The organism is Pseudonocardia wallangbongensis, from assembly GCF_054486945.1.
In genome coordinates this window covers 621,071-638,754 of the sequence record NZ_JBRERS010000001.1, presented here as the reverse complement: position 1 = coordinate 638,754, position 17,684 = coordinate 621,071, and the positions used below count along the sequence as shown (strand labels likewise).

The following is a 17,684-nucleotide window of genomic DNA, read 5'->3' as shown; positions in this document are numbered from 1 at the left end:
CACGTGGTGGATGGCGACGGGCCTGCCGGTGCGCACGAACGGGTCGGTGTGCGCGACGTGGCGATGCACGCCGGAGTGGCGATCTCCACCGTGTCCCGCGTCCTGTCCGATCACCCCAACGTGAGCAGCCGGACCCGGGAGCGGGTGCTGGCGTCGGTCGCGGACCTCGGTTACGAGCCGAACGCGCTCGGGCAGATGCTCCGCAGCGGCGCCACCCGCACGGTGGGTTTCGCGATCAGCGACATCTCCAACCCGCTGTTCGCCGAGATCGCGCTCGGTGCCGAGTCGGTGCTCGGCCAGCACGGGTACTCCCTGGTCCTGACGAACTCGATGGGGAACGCGGACCGCGAGCTGCGCAACCTCAAGGCGCTCGGCCAGCGCCGGGTCGACGGACTCCTGCTCTCGGTCACCACCGAGAGCGGTGCCGAGCTGCTCGAGACCCTCGGGCGCTTCGACGGCCCCCTGGTGACGATCGACCGCGACCTGCGCGGACTGCGGCCGCACGGCTCGGTCGTCTCCGATCACCGCACCGGGATGCGGGCCGCGATGACCGCCCTGCACGACGCCGGCCACCGGCACGCGGCGCTCGTCGGTGGCCTCGCGACCCTGCGCCCCGGGCGGCAGCGGGTCAACGCGGTCCGGAGGGCGGCGCGGTCGCTCGGCATGCGGTGCACCCTCCGAGTGGCCGATGGGTTCGCCGGCCCTCACGCGGAGGACGTCGCGTCGCTCCTGCGGCAGCCGGACCGGCCGACCGCGCTGATCGTGGGGAACAACCAGGTCCTCGGGGTCGTGCTGGAGGCGCTCGAATCCGAGGGCCTGAAGTGCCCGGCCGACGTGTCCCTCGTGACGTGCGACGAGGTGCCGCTCCTGCGCTACTTCCAGCCGCGGATCGCCACCGTGCGCCGGGATCCCCGGCAGCTCGGGGAGGCATCGGCCCGCATGCTCGTCGACCACCTGGCGGGAGGCGCCGACGCCTTGCGCAAGGTCGAGCTGCCGACCGTGTTCGAGCCGGGGGAGAGCATCGGCGCCCTAGTGAGTTAGGTCGTCGCGTTCGTCCGTTCCGACGACGGCTCCGCGGAGCCGGACGAGGGCGCGGTGCTGGGCGAGGCGGATCGCATCCGGCGTGGAACCGACGGCCTGAGCGGTCTGTTCGACGCTCAGGCCGACGGCGACCCGCAGCAGCAGGGCCTCCCGCTGGAACGCCGGGAGCTCCAGCAGCAGCTCGCCGAGCCGGTCAGCCGGCAGATGCGTCCGGTTCCGGCCGATCGAACGCAACGCCTCGTCCACCCGCTGCGCGGCGATGCGGTAGGCGAACGCCCGCAACGACCGGCCCGTGACCGGGCTGCCCGGCACCGCATCCACGATGGCCTGGCACACCTCCTCGGTGATCCGGTCGACGGCGTCGGCGAAGCTCCCCAGCCGGCCTCGGCAGTACCGCGAGACGAACGGGCGGATCTCGGTGACGAGGCCCTCCGGGCTCGCCGCAACGACCTCGTCGTCGTCGGGATCGTCATCGATCGTCGGCTCCACGTTCACGGGCTCGGCTCTGGCGCGGGCACCGGCTCACCGCCCGCGGCTCCGGCCGGGCCCGCGTCCGCCATGAGGGCCTGCAGCGCGCCGAGCAGGCCGAGCCACCCGGTGAACTCGCGGGCCGCGCCGTCCTGCCTGCGGGCGCGGCCGGTGAGCGAGTCGCCGACGGGCTGCAGCTCGCACGTGATCCGGATCGTCTCCTCGGCCATCGTCCCGACTGTTCCGGCGGCACCCGGGGCGGACAACGGAAGGCGTGCTGTACGGCCCGTCCATGAACTCGCCGCGAACTCGCCGCGGTGATCCATACTTCGCGGGTGGAGGCGGGTCCGGGGCGCGATGGGGCGCTGCTGGAGCGTGACCGGGAGATCGGCGCGCTCGACGAGCTGATCGAGGGTGCCGTCGCCGGACGGGCGGCGGTGTGCGGGATCGAGGGTGCGGCCGGGATCGGCAAGAGCCGCCTGGTCGCCCGGGCGCGGGCCCGGGCGGTGGAGCGCGGCATGCAGGTGCTCTCGGCGACCGCGAGCGGGTTGGAGTCCAGCTTCTCGTTCGGGGTGGTCCGCCAGCTGTTCGCTCCCGCGCTCCGGCACGACGAGGCCGGCCTGCTCGACGGCGCCGCCGCGCCGGCCCGCGTCATCGTCGGACCGCTGGGCCCGCGGGAGCAGGCCGATCCGCCCCGAGATCCGTCGTTCGCGTCGCTGGACGGTCTGTACTGGCTGACCGTGCGGCTGAGCGAGCACCGGCCGCTGCTGCTCGCCATCGACGACCTGCAGTGGTGCGACGCGCCGTCCGTGCGCTTCCTGTCGTACCTGCGGTCGAGGTTCGAGGGCCTCGCGCTGCTGGTCGTCTGCGGCGCGCGTCCGGCGGAGCGGGAGGCGGAGGCTGCAGCCCTGGACACGGTGCTCGGCGGACCGGCCACGGTGTCCCTGCGCCCGCGTGCGCTGAGCGAGGACGCGACGTCCGTGTTCGTCGGGCAGCGCCTGGCCGCGGCGCCCGCCCCGGCGTTCGCGGCCGAGTGCCACCGCGTGACCGGCGGGAACCCGCTGTTGCTCGAGGAGCTGACGAAGGCGCTCGCCGCGGAGGGGGCCGGCCCGGACGCCGCCCACCTCGCGATGCTCCGCGACCTCGGACCGAGCTCGGTCGCGCGCACCGTCCTGCTCCGGCTCCGGCGGCTGGGGCCCGACGCGATGGCGGCCGCGCAGGCGCTCGCGGTGCTGGGCGACGGGGCCGACCTGGCCGCGGTGGCCGCGCTCGCCGAGCTGGACGTCGACCGTGCGGGGCGGGCGGTCGCGTCGCTGGCCCGGGCCGAGATCCTGCAGGGCGGGCTGCCGCTGGGCTTCGTCCATCCGCTCGTGGCGGCCGCCGTGTACCGCGACGTCCTGCCGGGCGAGCGCGAGCTGCGGCACCTGCGCGCCGCCGAGCTGCTCGTCGCGGCGCAGGCACCGGCCGAGCAGGTCGCGGGCCACCTGCTGCCGGCGCCGCCGCGCGGCGCCCCGTGGGTCGTCGAGCAGCTGGCGCAGGCCGCGGCGGAGGCGTCCCGCAAGGGCGCGGGCGAGAGCGCCGCCGCCTACCTCGGGCGGGCGCTGGCCGAGCCGCCGGCACCGGAGCGGCGGGCGGAGCTGGCCTTGGCGCTCGGCCACGCCGAGTTGCAGCGCAACGGGCCCGCGACGGTCGAGCACCTCCGCGGCGCGTACCGGCTGATCACCGATCCCGGGCAGCGCGCGATCGCCGCGGGGATGCTCGGCCGCGCCCTGCTGTTCACCGGCGAGGGCGACGAGGGCATCCGGATCGTGCGCGAGGCGGCTGCCGCGCTTCCGGCGGACTGCGTGGAGCTGCGCCAACAGCTGGAGGTCTTCGAGCTGTTCTGCGTCCTCCTCGAGGCGGGCGACCCGGCGCGGCTGAGCCGCCTGGAGGCCCACCGGACGCTACCGGTCGCGCCCGGGACGGGCCCGCGCATGCTGGCCGCGCTCGCCGCCCACGCGTGGATGTACGCGGGCGGGCCGAGCGACGCGGTCAGCGAGCTGTCGCTCGCCGCGCTCGCCGACGGCGAGCTGATCGCCGCCGACAGCGCACTGGCCGCGACCTACCCGCTCACCAACCTGGTGTACGCCGACCGCGACGCCGAGGGCTGGTGGGAGCTGGCGAGCGCGGGCGCCCACCGCCACGGTTCGCTGATGTCGATCGCGGGCGTCACGGTCTGGCGGGGCAACGCGCTGCACCGGCGCGGTGAGCTCGTCGACGCGGAGCGGTCACTGCGCACCAGCCTCGCCGTCACCACCCAGTGGGGCTACCACGCGACGTTCGCGCAGACCTACGGCGACGCCCACCTCGCCGCCGTGCTCCGCGACCGGGGCGACCTGCCCGGTGCCCGCCGGGTGCTGGACCGCAGCCGCGATCCCAGCGGCGGTGACGAGGCCGCCCGGCAGTGGCTCGGCAGCCACCTCGAACTGCTGCTCGCCGAAGGCGCGTTCGAGGACGTGCTCGCCGCCGCCGACGACTACACCGCCCGTTTCGACCACGTCGTGCGGAACCCCGTGGACGTGCCCTGGCGCTCGCTCAAGGCACTGGCGCTCGACCAGCTCGGCCGCCGCGACGAGGCGATCGAGCTGGCCGCCGCCGAGCTGGGACCGGCCCGCAGGTGGGGTGCGCCGGGCACGGTCGCGAGGACGCTGCGCGCGCTCGGCACCGTCGAGCGCGCGGACGGGATCGGCCACCTGGAGGAGGCCGTGACCGCGGTGGCCGGATCGCCCGCCCGGCTCGAGCACGCCAAGGCCCTCACCGCGCTCGGTGCCGCGCTGCGCCGGGCCCGGCGGCCGGCCGAGGCCCGCGCTCCGCTGCGCGAGGCGCTCGAGGTCGCGACCGTGTGCGGTGCCGAGCAACTCGTCGAGCGGACCCGCGCCGAGCTGTACGCCGCCGGTGGACGGCCCCGCCGCACCGCGCTCACCGGCGTCGACGCGCTGACGGCGAGCGAGCGCCGCGTCGTGTCGCTCGCCGCGGAGGGCCGCACCAACCGCGAGGTCGGCGAGGTCCTCTACGTCACCCCGAAGACGGTCGCGATGCACCTCTCCAACGCCTACCGCAAGCTCGGCGTCACCTCCCGGCACGAGCTGGCCACGGCACTCGCCGACGGGTAGGTCCGGTCGCCGGCCGCTGCTCCTCGGTCGCTTCCGCCCGCCCCGCCGCCGTGCGGCGCAGGAGGGTGAGGGCGATCGCCGCGGCGGCGACGAGGAGTGCGGCGCTGAGGTTCAGCCCGAGCGCGTAGCCCGCGCCGAGGGCCTCGGGTGTGGCGGTCGGTCCGGTGCGGTGCTGGGCCGCCGTGCCGAGCGCGGCGAGGCCGAGCGAGGCGCCGATCTGGCGGGTGCTGTTGAGCAGGCCCGACGCGGTGCCGGTCTCGTGCGCCGCGACGCCGGCGGTGGCGACGGAGACGAGCGGGCCGAGGCACAGCCCGAAGCCGACGCTGGCGACGATGGAGGGGCCCAGCACGTCGGTGGTGAAGGTGCCGTCGGGGCTGATCAGGCCGAACCAGGCGAACCCGGCCGCGGTCAGCAGCCCGCCGGTGCCGAGCAGGGTGCGTGGCGGGAACCGGTAGCCGAGCTTGACGGCGAGCACGGCGCCCGCGATCACACCGAACGCGAACGGCAGGAGCTGCATCCCGGTGAGTGCCGGCCCGGTTCCGAGCACCCGCTGCAGGTAGAGGGAGACGAAGTAGAACGCGGCGGCCATGGCGGCGCCGACCAGCAGGTTGAAGGCGTTCGCGCCGAGGACCGCGCGGTTGGCGAACAGCCCCAGCCGGACCAGCGGTTCGCGGGAGGTGGTGCGCTCGACGTGGACGAACGCGGCCAGCAGGGCGGCGGCGGCCAGCAGGGTCACCCACGTGACCGGCGACGTCCACGGGTACCGGTCGGTGCGGACGACCCCGAACACGAGCAGGGTCATGCCCGCCGTGGCCAGCACGGCCCCGAGGACGTCGGGCCGGCCCCTGCGGACCGGGGGTGGGCTGGTGGGGACGCCCCGCCAGGCCAGGGCCAGTGCGCAGGCGGCCATCGGCACGCTCACGAACATCACCCACCGCCAGTCGGCGTACTCGACGAGCAGGCCGCCGATCAGGACCCCGAAGGCGCCGCCCGCGGCGTTGACCGCGCTCCAGACGCCGAAGGCCTTCACCCGTGCCCTTCCCGAGGGGAACGCCGCGGTCAGCAGGGCGAGCGCGGCCGGAGCGAGTGCGGCGGCGCCGATGCCCTGCACGGCGCGGGCGGTGATCAGCTGGCCGGGGGTGGCGGCGAAGCCGCCGGCGAGTGACGCGAGGCCGAACAGGCCGAGGCCGAGCAGCAGCACCGGTTTGCGGCCGTACCGGTCGGCGGCCTTGCCGCCGAGGAGGAGCAGCCCGCCGAACGTGAGCGCGTAGGCGTGGATCACCCAGGTCAGACCCAGCGCGCTGAAGCCGAGGCCGGCCGCGATCTGCGGCAGTCCGACGTTCACGACCGACAGGTCCAGCGACACCATGAACTGCACGACGGCCACCGCGGCGAGGGTTCGCCCCGGCCGGGTGGAAGAGTTTTGGTACATGTATCGAAAGTAGCGCCGCGGCCGGACGCCTGTCGAGCGCGTTACGGCGGGCCACCGGCTCGCGGGGTGGGCCGGACGGGTAGGACGATGGGCAGGTGCCTCGCTCCACGACAGCGCAGGGCCGCACCGGACGGCCGCCGCGGACCTCCCGCGCGGAGATCCTGGCGGGGGCCCGCCGGATCATCGAACGGGACGGCTGGCAGAAGCTGACCGTTCGCCGGCTGGCCGCCGAGATCGGCGTCGGGCCGATGACGCTGTACCACCACGTCCGGGACCGGGCGGACCTGCTGGTCCAGCTGATCAACGAGCAGACCGATCAGGTCCCGCGCCCCGCGCTGCCCGAGCGGCCGCGGGACCGCATCGTCGTGGCGGCCATCGCCACCCACGACTCCCTCGCGGCCTGGCCGTGGGCGGCCGAGGTCCTCACCACGGACGGCTTCCTCGGCCGCGTCGGCGAGTCGGCCCTGTGGTTCGTCGAGACCATCGTGGGCGGGGCCGTCGACGAGGGGTGCAGCCCCGAACAGGCCGTCGTCCTCTTCCGCAGCATCTGGTACTACACGGTCGGCGAGATCCTCGTCCGCGCCCACTCCGGCCGTGAGCGGGCCGGATCGCACGACACCATCTTCAGCGGCTCCCATCCGTCGCTCGGCGGCCTCGACCCGTCCCGGCAGCCGCACCTGGTGGCGATCGGGGACCAGTGGCCGGTGTTCGCCGCACGGGACACCTATCCACAAGGGCTGGAGGCACTGGTCGACGGGTTGCTGGCGCAGGCGCGGTCGGATACCCAGTAGCGCAGGTGACAAGCGTCATCACGATCACCACGCCGCCTTTCGCCCGTCGCCGGCGGGTAGCTATTGTGGGCGCTGTCCCGATCTGTGCGTGACAGAAGGAGACACCGATGCGAGGACTGCGCACCCCGAGGCACGTCCGGCTCACGGAGCCGCTGGTCCGGGACGGCGGAGAGCTGCGCCCCGCGAGCTGGGACGAGGCCCTCGACCGGGCCGCCGCCGGCTTCGCGTCCCGCCGTGGCGACGCGTTCGGCATGTTCAGCTGCTCGAAGGCGACGAACGAGATGAACTACGCCGCGCAGAAGTTCGCCCGCGCGGTGATGGGCAGCAACAACGTCGACTCCTGCAACCGCACTTGACACGCTCCCTCCGTCGTCGGTCTGACGACTGTGTTCGGTGCCGGTGGCGGCACCTCGGCGTACGTGGAAGCGGAGCACGCCGACCTGCTGGTGCTGTGGGGCTCCAACGCGCGTGAGACGCACCCGATCTTCTTCCACCACGTCCTGCAGGGGTTGAAGTCGGGCACGCGGATGTACTCCGTCGACCCGCGGCGCACGTCCACCGCGCAGTGGGCCGACGGGTGGCTCGGCCTGGACGTCGGCACCGACATCGCACTGGCCAACGCGATCGGCCGGGAGATCATCCACGCCGGGCTGGTCAACGAGCCGTTCGTCCGCCGGGCGACCACCGGCTTCGAGGAGTACCGCGCCACCGTCGAGCCCTACACGCTCGAGCGGGCCGAGGAGATCACCAAGGTCCCCGCGGCGCTGATCCGCGAGCTGGCGCACGCCTACGGCCGCGCCGACCGCGCGCAGATCTGCTGGACGCTCGGCATCACCGAGCACCACAACGCCGCCGACTACGTGTTCGCGCTGATCAACCTGGCGCTGCTCACCGGGCACGTCGGCCGCTACGGCTCGGGCCTGGTCCCGCTGCGCGGGCAGAACAACGTGCAGGGCGGCGGGGACATGGGCGCGATCCCGGCGAAGCTGCCCGGTGGCTACGACCTCGGGGACGACGAGGCGCGGGCCCGGTTCGAGGCGGTGTGGGGCGCCACGATCTCGCCGAAGTCGGGCATGCACCTCTCGGAGATGTTCGAGGCCATGGAGGCCGGCACCCTGCGGTCGCTCTACGTCATCGGGGAGAACCCGGCCGAGTCCGAGGCCAACGTCGGCCACGCCCGGCACATGCTCGAAGGCCTGGACCACCTCGTCGTCCAGGACATCTTCCGGACCGCGACCGCCGAGCTCGCCGACGTCGTGCTGCCCGCGGCGGCCGACTGGTGCGAGTACGAGGGCACGGTCACCAACTCCGAGCGCCGCGTGCAGCGCGTCCGCAAGGCGATCGACCCGCCCGGGCTGGCCCGGCCGGACACGCACATCATCTACGGCATCGCCAACCGGTTGGGCTGCGATTGGGGCCTGCCGACCGCCGAGCAGGTGTGGGACGAGCTGCGGTCGGTGTCGCTGGACTGGCACCACGGCATGTCGTACCGCCGGCTGGACGAGCTCGGCGGGCTGCAGTGGCCCTGCCCGGACGAGGAGCATCCCGGCACGCCGCTTCTGCACGCCCGGCTGTGGGCGGAGGACGAGGCCGAGCGCGGTACGCCGGCACCGTTCACGGCCGTCGAGCACGTGCCGCCGGTGGACGAGCTGACCGACGAGTTCCCCATCCGGCTCACCACGGTGCGGGTCCTCGACGGCTACAACTCGGGCGTGCAGACCGGCGGGTACTCCTCGCCGCTGCGCCGCCGGGAGTCGCTGCGGATGGATGCCACCGACGCCGCCGGGCTCGGCATCGCCGACGGCGACCGGGTGCGGGTGAGCTCGCGCCGCGGCTCGGTCGAGGCCCCGGTCTGGTTCGACCCGTCGCTGCGTCCGGGGCTCGCCTCGTTCACGCCGCACTTCTCGCAGGAGGTCGACGTCAACGTCCTGACCAACGACGCGTGGGACCCGAAGTCCGGCACGTCCGAGTTCAAGGCCACCGCCGTGCGGATCGAGAAGCTGTCGGCGGACCTGCCGGTGGCCGGAGGGCACTAGTGGACCTAAGACTGTCGAACGCCGAGGCGTCGCCCGCCGAGCAGGAGGCCGTCGCGGCCGTGCTGCGCGAGCACGCCGTGGCCACCGGGGACGAGGTCCGCGAGCACGCGTACTTCCCCGACTCCGGGCACGCCGCGCGCGGGCGGCGGCACCTGCTGCTGCCCGCCCTGCACGCGGTGGTGGAGGAGCGCGGCTGGGTCAGCGAGGGCGCGCTCAACCACATCGCCCGGGTGCTGTCGATCCCGCCGGCGGACGTCTACGGGGTGGCCACCTTCTATGCGATGTTCGCCGTCGAGCCGCGCGCGCCGCACGTCGTGCACGTCTGCGACGACATCGCCTGCGGCCCGTACGGTGGCGAGGAGATCGCCGCCCGGCTCACCGAGGAGCTGGGGCCCGAGGGGAAGGGTCCCGGCGGAGAGGACCCCGAGGCCTGCTGGGTGCGCAGCCCGTGCCTGGGCCTGTGCGAGCGGGCGCCTGCCGTGCTGCTGCAACGCACCGGCCGCCCGGACGTCAGCATCGCGCCGGCCACCGCCGAGGCTGCGACCGCGGAGCTGGTGCGCCCCGCCGAGGCGGACCCGACCGCCGACCGTGCCTTCGACGACACCACCGTGAGCGTCCCGCAGACCGCCGGTGACCGGACCGGCCTGCGGCTGCTGCGCCGCATCGGCCTGGTCGACCCGGAGAGCATCGACGACTACCGCGCCCACGGCGGCTACGCGGGCCTGCGCCGGGCCGTCGAGCTCGGGCCGACCAGGGTGATCAAGGAGGTCACCGACGGCGCGCTCACCGGCCGCGGCGGGGCCGCGTTCCCCACCGGCGTGAAGTGGGACGGCGTCGCGCGCGCCCCGGAGCGCCCGCACTACCTGGTCTGCAACGCCGACGAGTCCGAGCCGGGCACGTTCAAGGACCGCGTGCTCATGGAGAGCGACCCGTTCGGCCTGATCGAGGCGATGACGATCGCCGGGTACGCCGCCGGGTGCGAGCGCGGCTACCTCTACATCCGCGGCGAGTACCCGCTGGCCACGCGGCGGCTGCAGGGCGCGATCGACGCCGCCCGGGCCCGCGGGTACCTCGGTGACGACGTGCTCGGGGCCGGCTTCACGTTCGACGTCGAAGTGCGGCGCGGCGCGGGTGCCTACATCTGCGGCGAGGAGACCGCGCTGCTCAACTCCCTCGAAGGCCTGCGTGGCGAGCCGCGCTACAAGCCGCCGTTCCCCAGCGTCCAGGGTCTCTTCGGCAAGCCCACGGTGATCAACAACGTGGAGACGCTCTACAACGTCCTGGAGATCCTCGCGATCGGCGGCCCGACGTTCGCCTCGATCGGGGGGCAGCGCTCCACCGGCACGAAGCTGTTCTGCGTGGCCGGCGCGGTGCAGACGCCGGGCGTGTACGAGGTGGACTTCGGCACCACGCTGCGGGAGCTGCTGATGCTGGCCGGCGGGGTGCGCGGGGAGCTGCGCGCCGTGCTGCTCGGCGGGGCCGCCGGCGGGTTCGTCACGCCCGACCGGCTCGACGTGCCGCTCACCCTGGAGGGCACCCGCGAGATCGGCGCCACGCTCGGCTCCGGCGTCGTGCTCGCCCTCGACACGTCCGCCGACTTCCCGGCGATGCTGCGGCGGATCGCCGCGTTCTTCCGCGACGAGTCCTGCGGGCAGTGCGTGCCCTGCCGCGTCGGCACCGTGCGGCAGGAGGAGGCGCTCGCCCGGCTCTCCCGGGGCGCGCCGCGCGGCTCCCGGGACACCGAGCTCGCCCTGCTCGACGACCTCGCCCGGGTCATGGTCGACGCGTCGATCTGCGGCCTCGGGCAGACCGCGCCCGCGGCCGTTCGCTCGGCGCTCGACCTCGGGCTGCTCGACGCCCCGCTCAGCAGTAACGGGGCGAGCCGGAACGGGAGGCCACGATGACCGCGACGGAACCGGTGCTGCTCGGCGGCATCCGCAGGCTCGTCACGCTGACGGTCGACGGCGAGGAGGTGCGCGTCCCGGAGGGCGCCACGATCCTCGAAGCGTTGCAGGACATGGGCGGCGCGCGGGCGGACACCCCCACGCTCTGCTGGTCGGCGAACCTGACGCCGATCAACGCGTGCCGCGTCTGCGTCGTCGAGATCGAGGGAAGCCGGGTGCTCGCGCCGTCGTGCGCACGCAAGGCCGAGGACGGGATGGCGGTCCGGACCGACACCGAGCGCGTCCGGCACAGCAGGCGCATGGTGCTGGAGCTGCTCGCGTCCTCGGCGGACATGTCCCAGGCCAGCGCGGACGTGCAGCGCTGGATGGACGACTACGGCGTCGACGCCGACCGCTACGGTCCGCCCGCGCCGCCGTCGGACGACCGCGACACCCGCCACGCCGGGCACCACCACGCCCCCGACGGCACCACGGCGGAGACCGTCGCGCAGCCGGTGAAGGTCGACAACAGCCTCTACGTGCGCGACTACAGCCGCTGCATCATGTGCTACAAGTGCGTCAAGGCGTGCGGCACCGACGCGCAGTTCACGTTCGCGATCTCCGCCGCCGGGCGCGGGTTCGACGCCCGTATCGCCACCGAGCACAACAACGAGCTGCCCGACTCCGCCTGCGTCTACTGCGGCAACTGCATCGGGGTGTGCCCCACGGGGGCGCTCAAGTCGGTGCGGGAGCACGAGCTGCGCGAGGCGGGGGAGTGGAAGCCCGAGGAGGAGAGCGTCACCACCACGATCTGCTCGTTCTGCGGGGTGGGCTGCAACCTGGAGCTCCACGTGCAGGAGGGGGAGATCGTCAACGTCACCTCGCCCTCGGACCACTCCGTGACGCACGGACACCTGTGCATCAAGGGCCGGTTCGGGTTCCAGCACGTCCAGAACCTGCCCGGCGACGGAGGTCGCTGAGGGCAGCTCCGCTCAGATCCGCCGTGCCCGGGCGAGCCATGCGGGGAGGTCGACCAGGTCGCCCTCTCGGCGGTCGAGTGCGGCGGCGTGGGTGGGGTTGCGGACGACACCGCGGTACTCGCTGAGGCGAAGGCCCTCGAGCTCCCACCCGTCGCCGAACGCGGATCGGATCGCCGCCTCGCCGACCTGGGGCCCGAAGCCCGGCCCGGTGTCGGAGAGCGCGAGGACGTGGACCCGGCCGCCCGGGCGGGCGGCGTGGTGCAGGCTGTCGACGTACCGGGCGCGGTCCTCGGGGTCGAAGATGTGGAACAGCGCACTGTCGACGATCGTGTCGTAGGCCTGCTCACCGAGGTGCATGGCGTCGGCGACCTCGAAGCGGGCCGTGATGCCGTGCCGGTCGGCGTTCTCCCGGGCCCGTTCGATGGCGGGCCCGGATGCGTCGATGCCGAGGACGTCGTAGCCGAGCCGGGTGAGGAGGATGGTGTGCTCGCCGGTACCGCAGCCGGCGTCGAGCACCTTTCCGCGGATCCAGCCGCCGCGTTCCACGTCGATGATCGCCGGCTGCGGTTCGCCGATCACCCAGGGTGCGGTGCCGCTCCGGTACGCCTCGTCGAAGGCCCCGCGCAACGGGGTCGGGTTCTGATCCGGTGCCATGAGCCGACCGTAGGAGCTCGAGTCGACTACAGGTCAAGCGCCTGCGCCGACAGCGGTGACGAGCTCGACCGGAGCAGGCTCTCCCCGGCGATCTCCCGCAGCTCCGCGCACGCGGCGAGCACCGGAGGGGTGTGGGCGACCGCGTCGCGGACCACGGCCAGGATCGACCGGACCGGCACCGGCTGGACGACGGGCACCGCATGCGTCCCGGGCGGGAGGTTGATGGCGCCGAGCTCGGGCAGCACGGTGATCCCGATGCCGGCGGCGACGAAGGCGAGGGCGGTCGGGTAGTCGTGCGCCTCGACGTGGAACGGCGGGCGGAACCCGGCCGCCGTGCACGCCTCGACGAGGTTGCGCCGGCACCAGCCGCGGGCGAAGTCGTTGTCAACCCAGCACTCGGTGGCGAGCTCCGCCAGCTCGACCTCGGTGCGGCCCGCCAGCGGGTGGCCCTCCGGCAGCACGGCGAGGTACGGGTCGTCGAGCAGGTGGTGCGCGGTGAACCCCGGCCCGGGAGCGAAGTCCGGGCGTTCGACGCCGATCTGCACGTCGGACCGCTCCGCCGGGTCGTCGGGAAGCCATTCGCGCAACGTGAGGTCCAGCCGGACGCCCGGGAACTCGCCGGTGAGCCTGCGCACCACCCGGGGCAGCCAGGCCGCGCCGACCGAGGCGAAGTACGACAGCGACAGCGCACCCGTCCGGCCCGCCCGCAGGTCCGCGACGACGGCCTCGGCCTCGCCGAGCCGGTCGAGGATCGCGTCGGCCTGCTCGGCCAGCAGCAGCCCGGCGGCGGTGACGCGCAGCCCGCGCCCGGCCCGTTCGAACAGCACCAGCCCGGTCTCCCGCTGCAGCGCTGTGACGTGCTGGCTCACCGCGGACGGGGTGTAGCCGAGGTTCGCGGCGGCGGCCTGCACCGACCCGCTGGCGACGACGGAGCGGAAGATGCGCAGCCGATGGGTGTCGAGCACGACCTCGAACATACAGTCCGACTGAATCCAACGGTAGAAACGGTCGCTGGTGCTGAACGGTCGGAGTCTGCAGGCTGGAGGTCATGACGCTCTCCCGCCGGCCATTTCCGTCGGCGCAGTCCCTCCCGCTGGCCGCCGCGACGACGACCGTCGTCCTCTGGGCCTCGGCGTTCGTCGGCATCCGGGCAGCCGGCCACGAGCTGTCGCCCGGTGCACTGGCGCTGGGCCGGATGCTCGTCGGGTCGCTCACGCTGACCGCGATCGTGCTGCTGGTGCGCCGTCGTCGTGCGCTGCGGGGCGGCACGGCGGTGGCGCTCCCGCGCGGCCGGCTGCTCGGCGCGATCGCGCTGTGGGGTGCGGCCTGGTTCGGGCTCTACAACCTGGCGCTGAACGCCGCCGAGCGGCACCTCGACGCCGGCACGGCCGCGTTGCTGGTGAACGTGGCGCCGGTGGTGGTGGCGGTGCTGGCCGGCCTGCTGCTCGGCGAGGGCTTCCCGGCGCGGCTGCTGGCCGGGATGGCGATCGCGTTCGCGGGCGTCGTGCTCATCGCGACCACCACGTCGGCCGGGGGAGCGGACCTCACCGGCGTACTGCTCGGGCTGCTCGCGGCGCTGCTGTACGCCGGTGCCGCCGTGGCGCAGAAGCGGTTGCTGGCCCGGACGGACGCGCTCACCGTCACCTGGATCGGGGCGGTCGCCGGCACGGTCGCGCTGCTGCCGTTCCTGCCGGCGCTGCTCTCCGAGCTGGCCACCGCGTCCACCGCGGCGGCCGCCGGGTTCGTCTACCTGGGCGTCTTCCCGACCGCCATCGCGTTCCTGACCTGGGGATACGCGCTGTCCCGGACGACGGCGGGCCGGCTCGCGGCCGCCACCTACGCCATCCCGCCGATCGTCGTGCTCATGTCCTGGACGCTGCTCGGTGAGATCCCGACGCCGCTCGCGCTGGCCGGTGGCGCGCTCTGCCTCGCGGGGGTGGCCGTCGCCACCCGCCCGCGCCCCGCCCCCGAGCCGCGGTTCGCGGTGGTGCCGGACCGCGAGCGGCTGGCAGGGACCGACCAGTCGCGCTGAGCGCGCTGGTGATCGCTCCGAGATGCTGGAAACCGCCCTCACGAGGGCGTTCAGGGTGATCTCGTAGCGATCAAGCCCGCATGATCGGTCCGAGTTGCGGTGGATCGCCCTGCCCGGGGCGCCCAGCCGCATCTCGCAACGATCACGTCCCGAGCCGCGCTCGCTGCGGGGGTTCAGACCGCTCTGGGGACCGCGGGCCCGACCGTCGCCGGCTCGTCCCGGTGCACGACCCCGTCCTTCACGACCAGCACGACCCGGCCGGTGGCGGTGATGTCGGCGACCGGGTCCCCGTCGACGAGGACCAGGTCGGCGAGCTTGCCGACGGCCAGCGTCCCGAGGTCGTGGGCGAGGCCGAGGTTCTCCGCGGCACCGCTGGTCGCGGCGACCAGGGTCTGCATCGGGGACAGCCCGTGCTCGACCATCAGGGCGAGCTCCCGGGCGAGGTCGCCGTGGGTGTTGAACGGCGTGCCGGCGTCGGTGCCGGCGGCGATCCGCATGCCCGACGACACCGCGGCGACGAAGCTCTTGCGCTGCTGCTCCGCCTCCCCCTCGGCCTTCTCCACCGCCCACGCGGGGATGCCCCTGGCCGCGTTCCGGATGATCCCGTCGACGGCCAGCATCGTCGGCACGAGGAAGGTGCCCTGGTCGACGGCGATCCCGAGCAGCTCGTCGTCGAGGTAGAAGCCGTGCTCGATCGAGTCGATGCCGGCCTGCAGCGCGTTGTGGATGCCGGCCCGGCCGATGGCGTGCGTGGTGATCCGCCGGCCCGAGTTGTGCGCCACCTGCGCGGCGGCCGCGAGCTCCTCGGGCAGCAGCGCGGTCTGGGTCGGCGTGACACCGGGCGTCAGCACGCCGCCGGTGGCCATCACCTTGATGACGGCCGCGCCGGCCTTGATCTCCGCCCGGGTCGCCTTGCGCACCTCGTCCGCACCGTCGACCTCGCGGCCGATGAAATGCCCGTGCCCGCCGGTCATCGTGATGACCCGGCCGGCGGCCTGAACCCGCGGTCCGGGGACGGCCCCGCGGTCGATCTCCGCGGCGAGCTCGACGACGACGTCGTCGGCCGCGCCGCAGTCGCGCACCGTCGTGACCCCCGACCGCAGGGTCACCACGGCGTTGCGCGCCGCCCGCAAGGTGGCCTTCGGCACCGTGTCCAGCGCGGCCTGGGCGAAGGTGTCCGGCGCCCCGTCCGCCGTGAGGTGCACGTGGCAGTTGATGAGGCCGGGTAGCACCGTGCGTCCCCCGCCCTCCACGACGGTGTCGGGTGCCGTGGCCGGGGCCTGGTCGACCGGGCCGATCCAGGCGATGCGGCGGCCCTCCACCACCAGCGCCCGGCCGGGCAGCGGTGGTGCACCGGTGCCGTCGACGACCGTGACGTCGCGGAGCAGGAAACTCGGTGTGCTCATGCAGTCATCCTCATGCAGCGATCCTCATCCGGCAGGTCGGTCCGTGGTGGACATCCGCGGGTCGAGCGCGTCCCGCAGCCCGTCGCCGAGCAGGTTGAAGGCCAGGATCGCCAGGAAGATCGCGATGCCCGGGAACGCCGTCAGGTGCGGGGCGCTGAAGATGAACTGCCGCCCCTCGCCCAGCATCGTGCCCCACTCCGCGGTCGGCGACTGGACGCCGAGGCCGAGGAAGCCGAGCCCGGCCGCGAGCAGGATGCTCACCCCGATGCTCAGCGTGGCGTGCACGAGGACCGGGGTCAGCGAGTTGCGGAACACGTGCCGCACGATGATCCGCACGTCACCGGCACCCAGTGCCCGCGCCGCCTCGACGAACGGCTCCTCCCGCAGGCTGAGCACCGACGAGCGGACCAGCCGCACGATCACCGGTATCACGCTGATCCCGACCGCGATGATCACGTTCTGCAGGCTCACCCCCAGCACGGCGACGAGCGTGAGCGCCAGCAGGATGCTCGTGAAGGCGAAGAGCATGTCGGCGAACCGGGAGACGGCCATGTCGGCCCAGCCCCCGTAGTACCCGGCGACGACGCCCAGCGGCACGCCCACGAGCAGGCCGATGGCGACGGCCAGCACGCCGATCAGCAGCGAGATCCGGGTCCCGTACATGAGCCGGGTGGCGATGTCGCGCCCCAGCTGGTCGGTGCCCAGCCAGTGCGAACCCGACGGTCCCTGGATCGCGACCGACAGATCCTGGGCGTTGGGGTCGTAGGGCGAGATCAACGGTGCGGCGAAGGCCAACACCAGGAACGTCACGATGATCCCCAGCCCGACCAGCGCGGGGGGATGGTGGCGGAACCGTTGCCAGGCGCGCATGTCAGTACCGGATTCTCGGGTCGACGACGACGTAGAGGACGTCGACGAACACGTTCAGGAGGACGAACAGCAGGGCGTACACCAGGACGAGGCCCTGGACGACGGCGAAGTCCCTCGCTGCGATCGAGTCGACCAGCAACCTCCCGATCCCGGGCCAGCCGAACACCGTCTCGGTCAGCACCGCCCCGCCCAGCAACGCCCCGAACTGCACGCTGATGACCGTCAGGATCGGGATGAACGCGTTGCGCAGCCCGTGCTTGACGATCACCGTGGTCGGGGGTGCCCCCTTGGCCTGCGCCGTCCGGATGTAGTCCTGTCCCAGGACCTCGAGCATGCTGGCGCGGGTCATCCGGGAGACGAGCGCCGTGGAGAACGCACCGAGGGTCGCCGCCGGCAGCACGATGGACAGCGGTGACTCGCTCCCGGCCGCCGGCAGCCACCCCAGCGTCACCGCGAACAGCAGGATGAGCAGCAGCCCCAGCCAGTAGACCGGCATGGACACGCCCATCATCGCCACACTGGAGATCACGTGGTCGGCGACGGAGTTGCGGCGCACGGCGGCGACGACGCCGGCCGACACCCCGACCACCGACCCGATGATGGTGGCCACCACGGCGAGCGTGAGCGTGGCCGGCAACCGGGCGATGATCTCGACTGCCACCGGCCGCGACGTGCGGGCCGAGATGCCCAGGTCACCCTGCAGCAGCCCGGAGATGAACGACCCGTACTGCGCGAGCAGCGGCTCGTCCAGCCCGAGCTGGGCCCGGATCCGGTCGACCTGCTCGGCGCTCGCGTCCAGCCCGGCCAGCACGCGCGCCGGGTCACCGGGCAGCACCCGCAGCATCAGGAAGATCAGCACCGACACCCCGAACAGGGTGATCAGCGAGAGCAGCAGGGTGCGCACGATGTGCGCGGCGGTGCCTTTCATGCGCGGCCCTT

At 73.7% G+C, this 17,684-nt stretch carries 15 protein-coding genes; 7 read left to right on the top strand and 8 right to left on the bottom strand.

Features of this window, described 5'->3' with window-relative positions; all coding sequences use genetic code 11:
• Positions 1–6: 6 nt before the first annotated feature.
• A complete protein-coding gene (locus ACU436_RS03105) occupies positions 7–1,041 on the top strand; it encodes a LacI family DNA-binding transcriptional regulator (protein ID WP_459021371.1) in 1,035 nt (344 codons plus the stop codon).
• Here ACU436_RS03105 and ACU436_RS03100 read toward each other — a convergent pair.
• Together ACU436_RS03100 and ACU436_RS03095 are read right to left on the bottom strand one after the other, a co-directional pair.
• Positions 1,030–1,536, bottom strand: a complete 507-nt coding sequence (locus ACU436_RS03100; RefSeq protein ID WP_459021370.1) for a sigma factor-like helix-turn-helix DNA-binding protein — start codon at positions 1,534–1,536, stop codon at positions 1,030–1,032. The two genes, ACU436_RS03105 and ACU436_RS03100, sit on opposite strands and share 12 nt — an antisense overlap.
• Positions 1,533–1,739 carry a hypothetical protein gene (locus tag ACU436_RS03095; protein WP_459021368.1) on the bottom strand — a complete coding sequence of 69 codons (207 nt, stop codon included), beginning with the start codon at positions 1,737–1,739 and terminating at the stop codon, positions 1,533–1,535. The genes ACU436_RS03100 and ACU436_RS03095 overlap by 4 nt, the downstream gene beginning before the upstream one ends.
• 105 nt (positions 1,740–1,844) lie before the next feature.
• Between ACU436_RS03095 and ACU436_RS03090 the strand changes: the two genes are divergently transcribed.
• Positions 1,845–4,661 carry a helix-turn-helix transcriptional regulator gene (locus ACU436_RS03090; RefSeq protein ID WP_459021366.1) on the top strand — a complete coding sequence of 939 codons (2,817 nt, stop codon included), beginning with the start codon at positions 1,845–1,847 and terminating at the stop codon, positions 4,659–4,661.
• On the opposite strand, the gene ACU436_RS03085 is transcribed toward ACU436_RS03090, so the two are convergent.
• Entirely contained in the window at positions 4,618–6,093 is a 1,476-nt protein-coding gene (locus tag ACU436_RS03085; RefSeq protein ID WP_459021364.1) for an MFS transporter, read from the bottom strand. The two genes, ACU436_RS03090 and ACU436_RS03085, sit on opposite strands and share 44 nt — an antisense overlap.
• 95 nt (positions 6,094–6,188) lie before the next feature.
• Here ACU436_RS03085 and ACU436_RS03080 point away from each other — a divergent pair, with 95 nt between their 5' ends.
• The 4 genes from ACU436_RS03080 to ACU436_RS03065 all read left to right on the top strand — a co-directional run bounded on the left by ACU436_RS03080 (position 6,189) and on the right by ACU436_RS03065 (position 11,783).
• A complete protein-coding gene (locus ACU436_RS03080) occupies positions 6,189–6,884 on the top strand; it encodes a TetR/AcrR family transcriptional regulator (protein WP_459021362.1) in 696 nt (231 codons plus the stop codon).
• Between the two features lie 107 nt (positions 6,885–6,991).
• Entirely contained in the window at positions 6,992–8,920 is a 1,929-nt protein-coding gene (locus ACU436_RS03075; protein WP_459021360.1) for a molybdopterin oxidoreductase family protein, read from the top strand.
• A complete protein-coding gene (locus ACU436_RS03070) occupies positions 8,920–10,824 on the top strand; it encodes an NAD(P)H-dependent oxidoreductase subunit E (RefSeq protein ID WP_459021358.1) in 1,905 nt (634 codons plus the stop codon). Before ACU436_RS03075 ends, ACU436_RS03070 begins: the two co-directional genes overlap by 1 nt.
• Positions 10,821–11,783 carry a 2Fe-2S iron-sulfur cluster-binding protein gene (locus tag ACU436_RS03065; protein ID WP_459021356.1) on the top strand — a complete coding sequence of 321 codons (963 nt, stop codon included), beginning with the start codon at positions 10,821–10,823 and terminating at the stop codon, positions 11,781–11,783. The genes ACU436_RS03070 and ACU436_RS03065 overlap by 4 nt, the downstream gene beginning before the upstream one ends.
• 12 nt (positions 11,784–11,795) lie before the next feature.
• Here ACU436_RS03065 and ACU436_RS03060 read toward each other — a convergent pair whose 3' ends face one another.
• Both ACU436_RS03060 and ACU436_RS03055 read right to left on the bottom strand, forming a co-directional pair.
• Positions 11,796–12,437, bottom strand: coding sequence for a class I SAM-dependent methyltransferase (locus ACU436_RS03060; protein ID WP_459021354.1), 642 nt, complete (start codon positions 12,435–12,437; stop codon positions 11,796–11,798).
• 26 nt (positions 12,438–12,463) lie between these two features.
• On the bottom strand, positions 12,464–13,402 hold the full coding sequence (locus ACU436_RS03055) for a LysR family transcriptional regulator (protein ID WP_459021352.1): 939 nt from the start codon (positions 13,400–13,402) through the stop codon (positions 12,464–12,466).
• An 83-nt stretch (positions 13,403–13,485) separates the two neighbouring features.
• On the opposite strand from ACU436_RS03055, the gene ACU436_RS03050 reads away from it, so the two are divergent.
• Complete coding sequence (locus ACU436_RS03050) at positions 13,486–14,469, top strand: DMT family transporter (protein ID WP_459021350.1); 984 nt, start codon at positions 13,486–13,488, stop codon at positions 14,467–14,469.
• A 173-nt stretch (positions 14,470–14,642) separates the two neighbouring features.
• Here the strand turns inward: ACU436_RS03050 and ACU436_RS03045 are convergent, their stop codons facing one another.
• The 3 genes from ACU436_RS03045 to ACU436_RS03035 are packed head-to-tail and all read right to left on the bottom strand — an operon-like array spanning position 14,643 to position 17,673.
• On the bottom strand, positions 14,643–15,875 hold the full coding sequence (locus ACU436_RS03045; RefSeq protein WP_459021348.1) for a metal-dependent hydrolase family protein: 1,233 nt from the start codon (positions 15,873–15,875) through the stop codon (positions 14,643–14,645).
• A 24-nt stretch (positions 15,876–15,899) separates the two neighbouring features.
• The gene (locus tag ACU436_RS03040) at positions 15,900–16,745 is read right to left on the bottom strand and encodes an ABC transporter permease (protein WP_459021346.1); all 846 of its coding nucleotides are present in this window, start codon (positions 16,743–16,745) and stop codon (positions 15,900–15,902) included.
• A 1-nt stretch (position 16,746) separates the two neighbouring features.
• Entirely contained in the window at positions 16,747–17,673 is a 927-nt protein-coding gene (locus ACU436_RS03035; protein ID WP_459021344.1) for an ABC transporter permease, read from the bottom strand.
• Positions 17,674–17,684 lie beyond the last annotated feature (11 nt).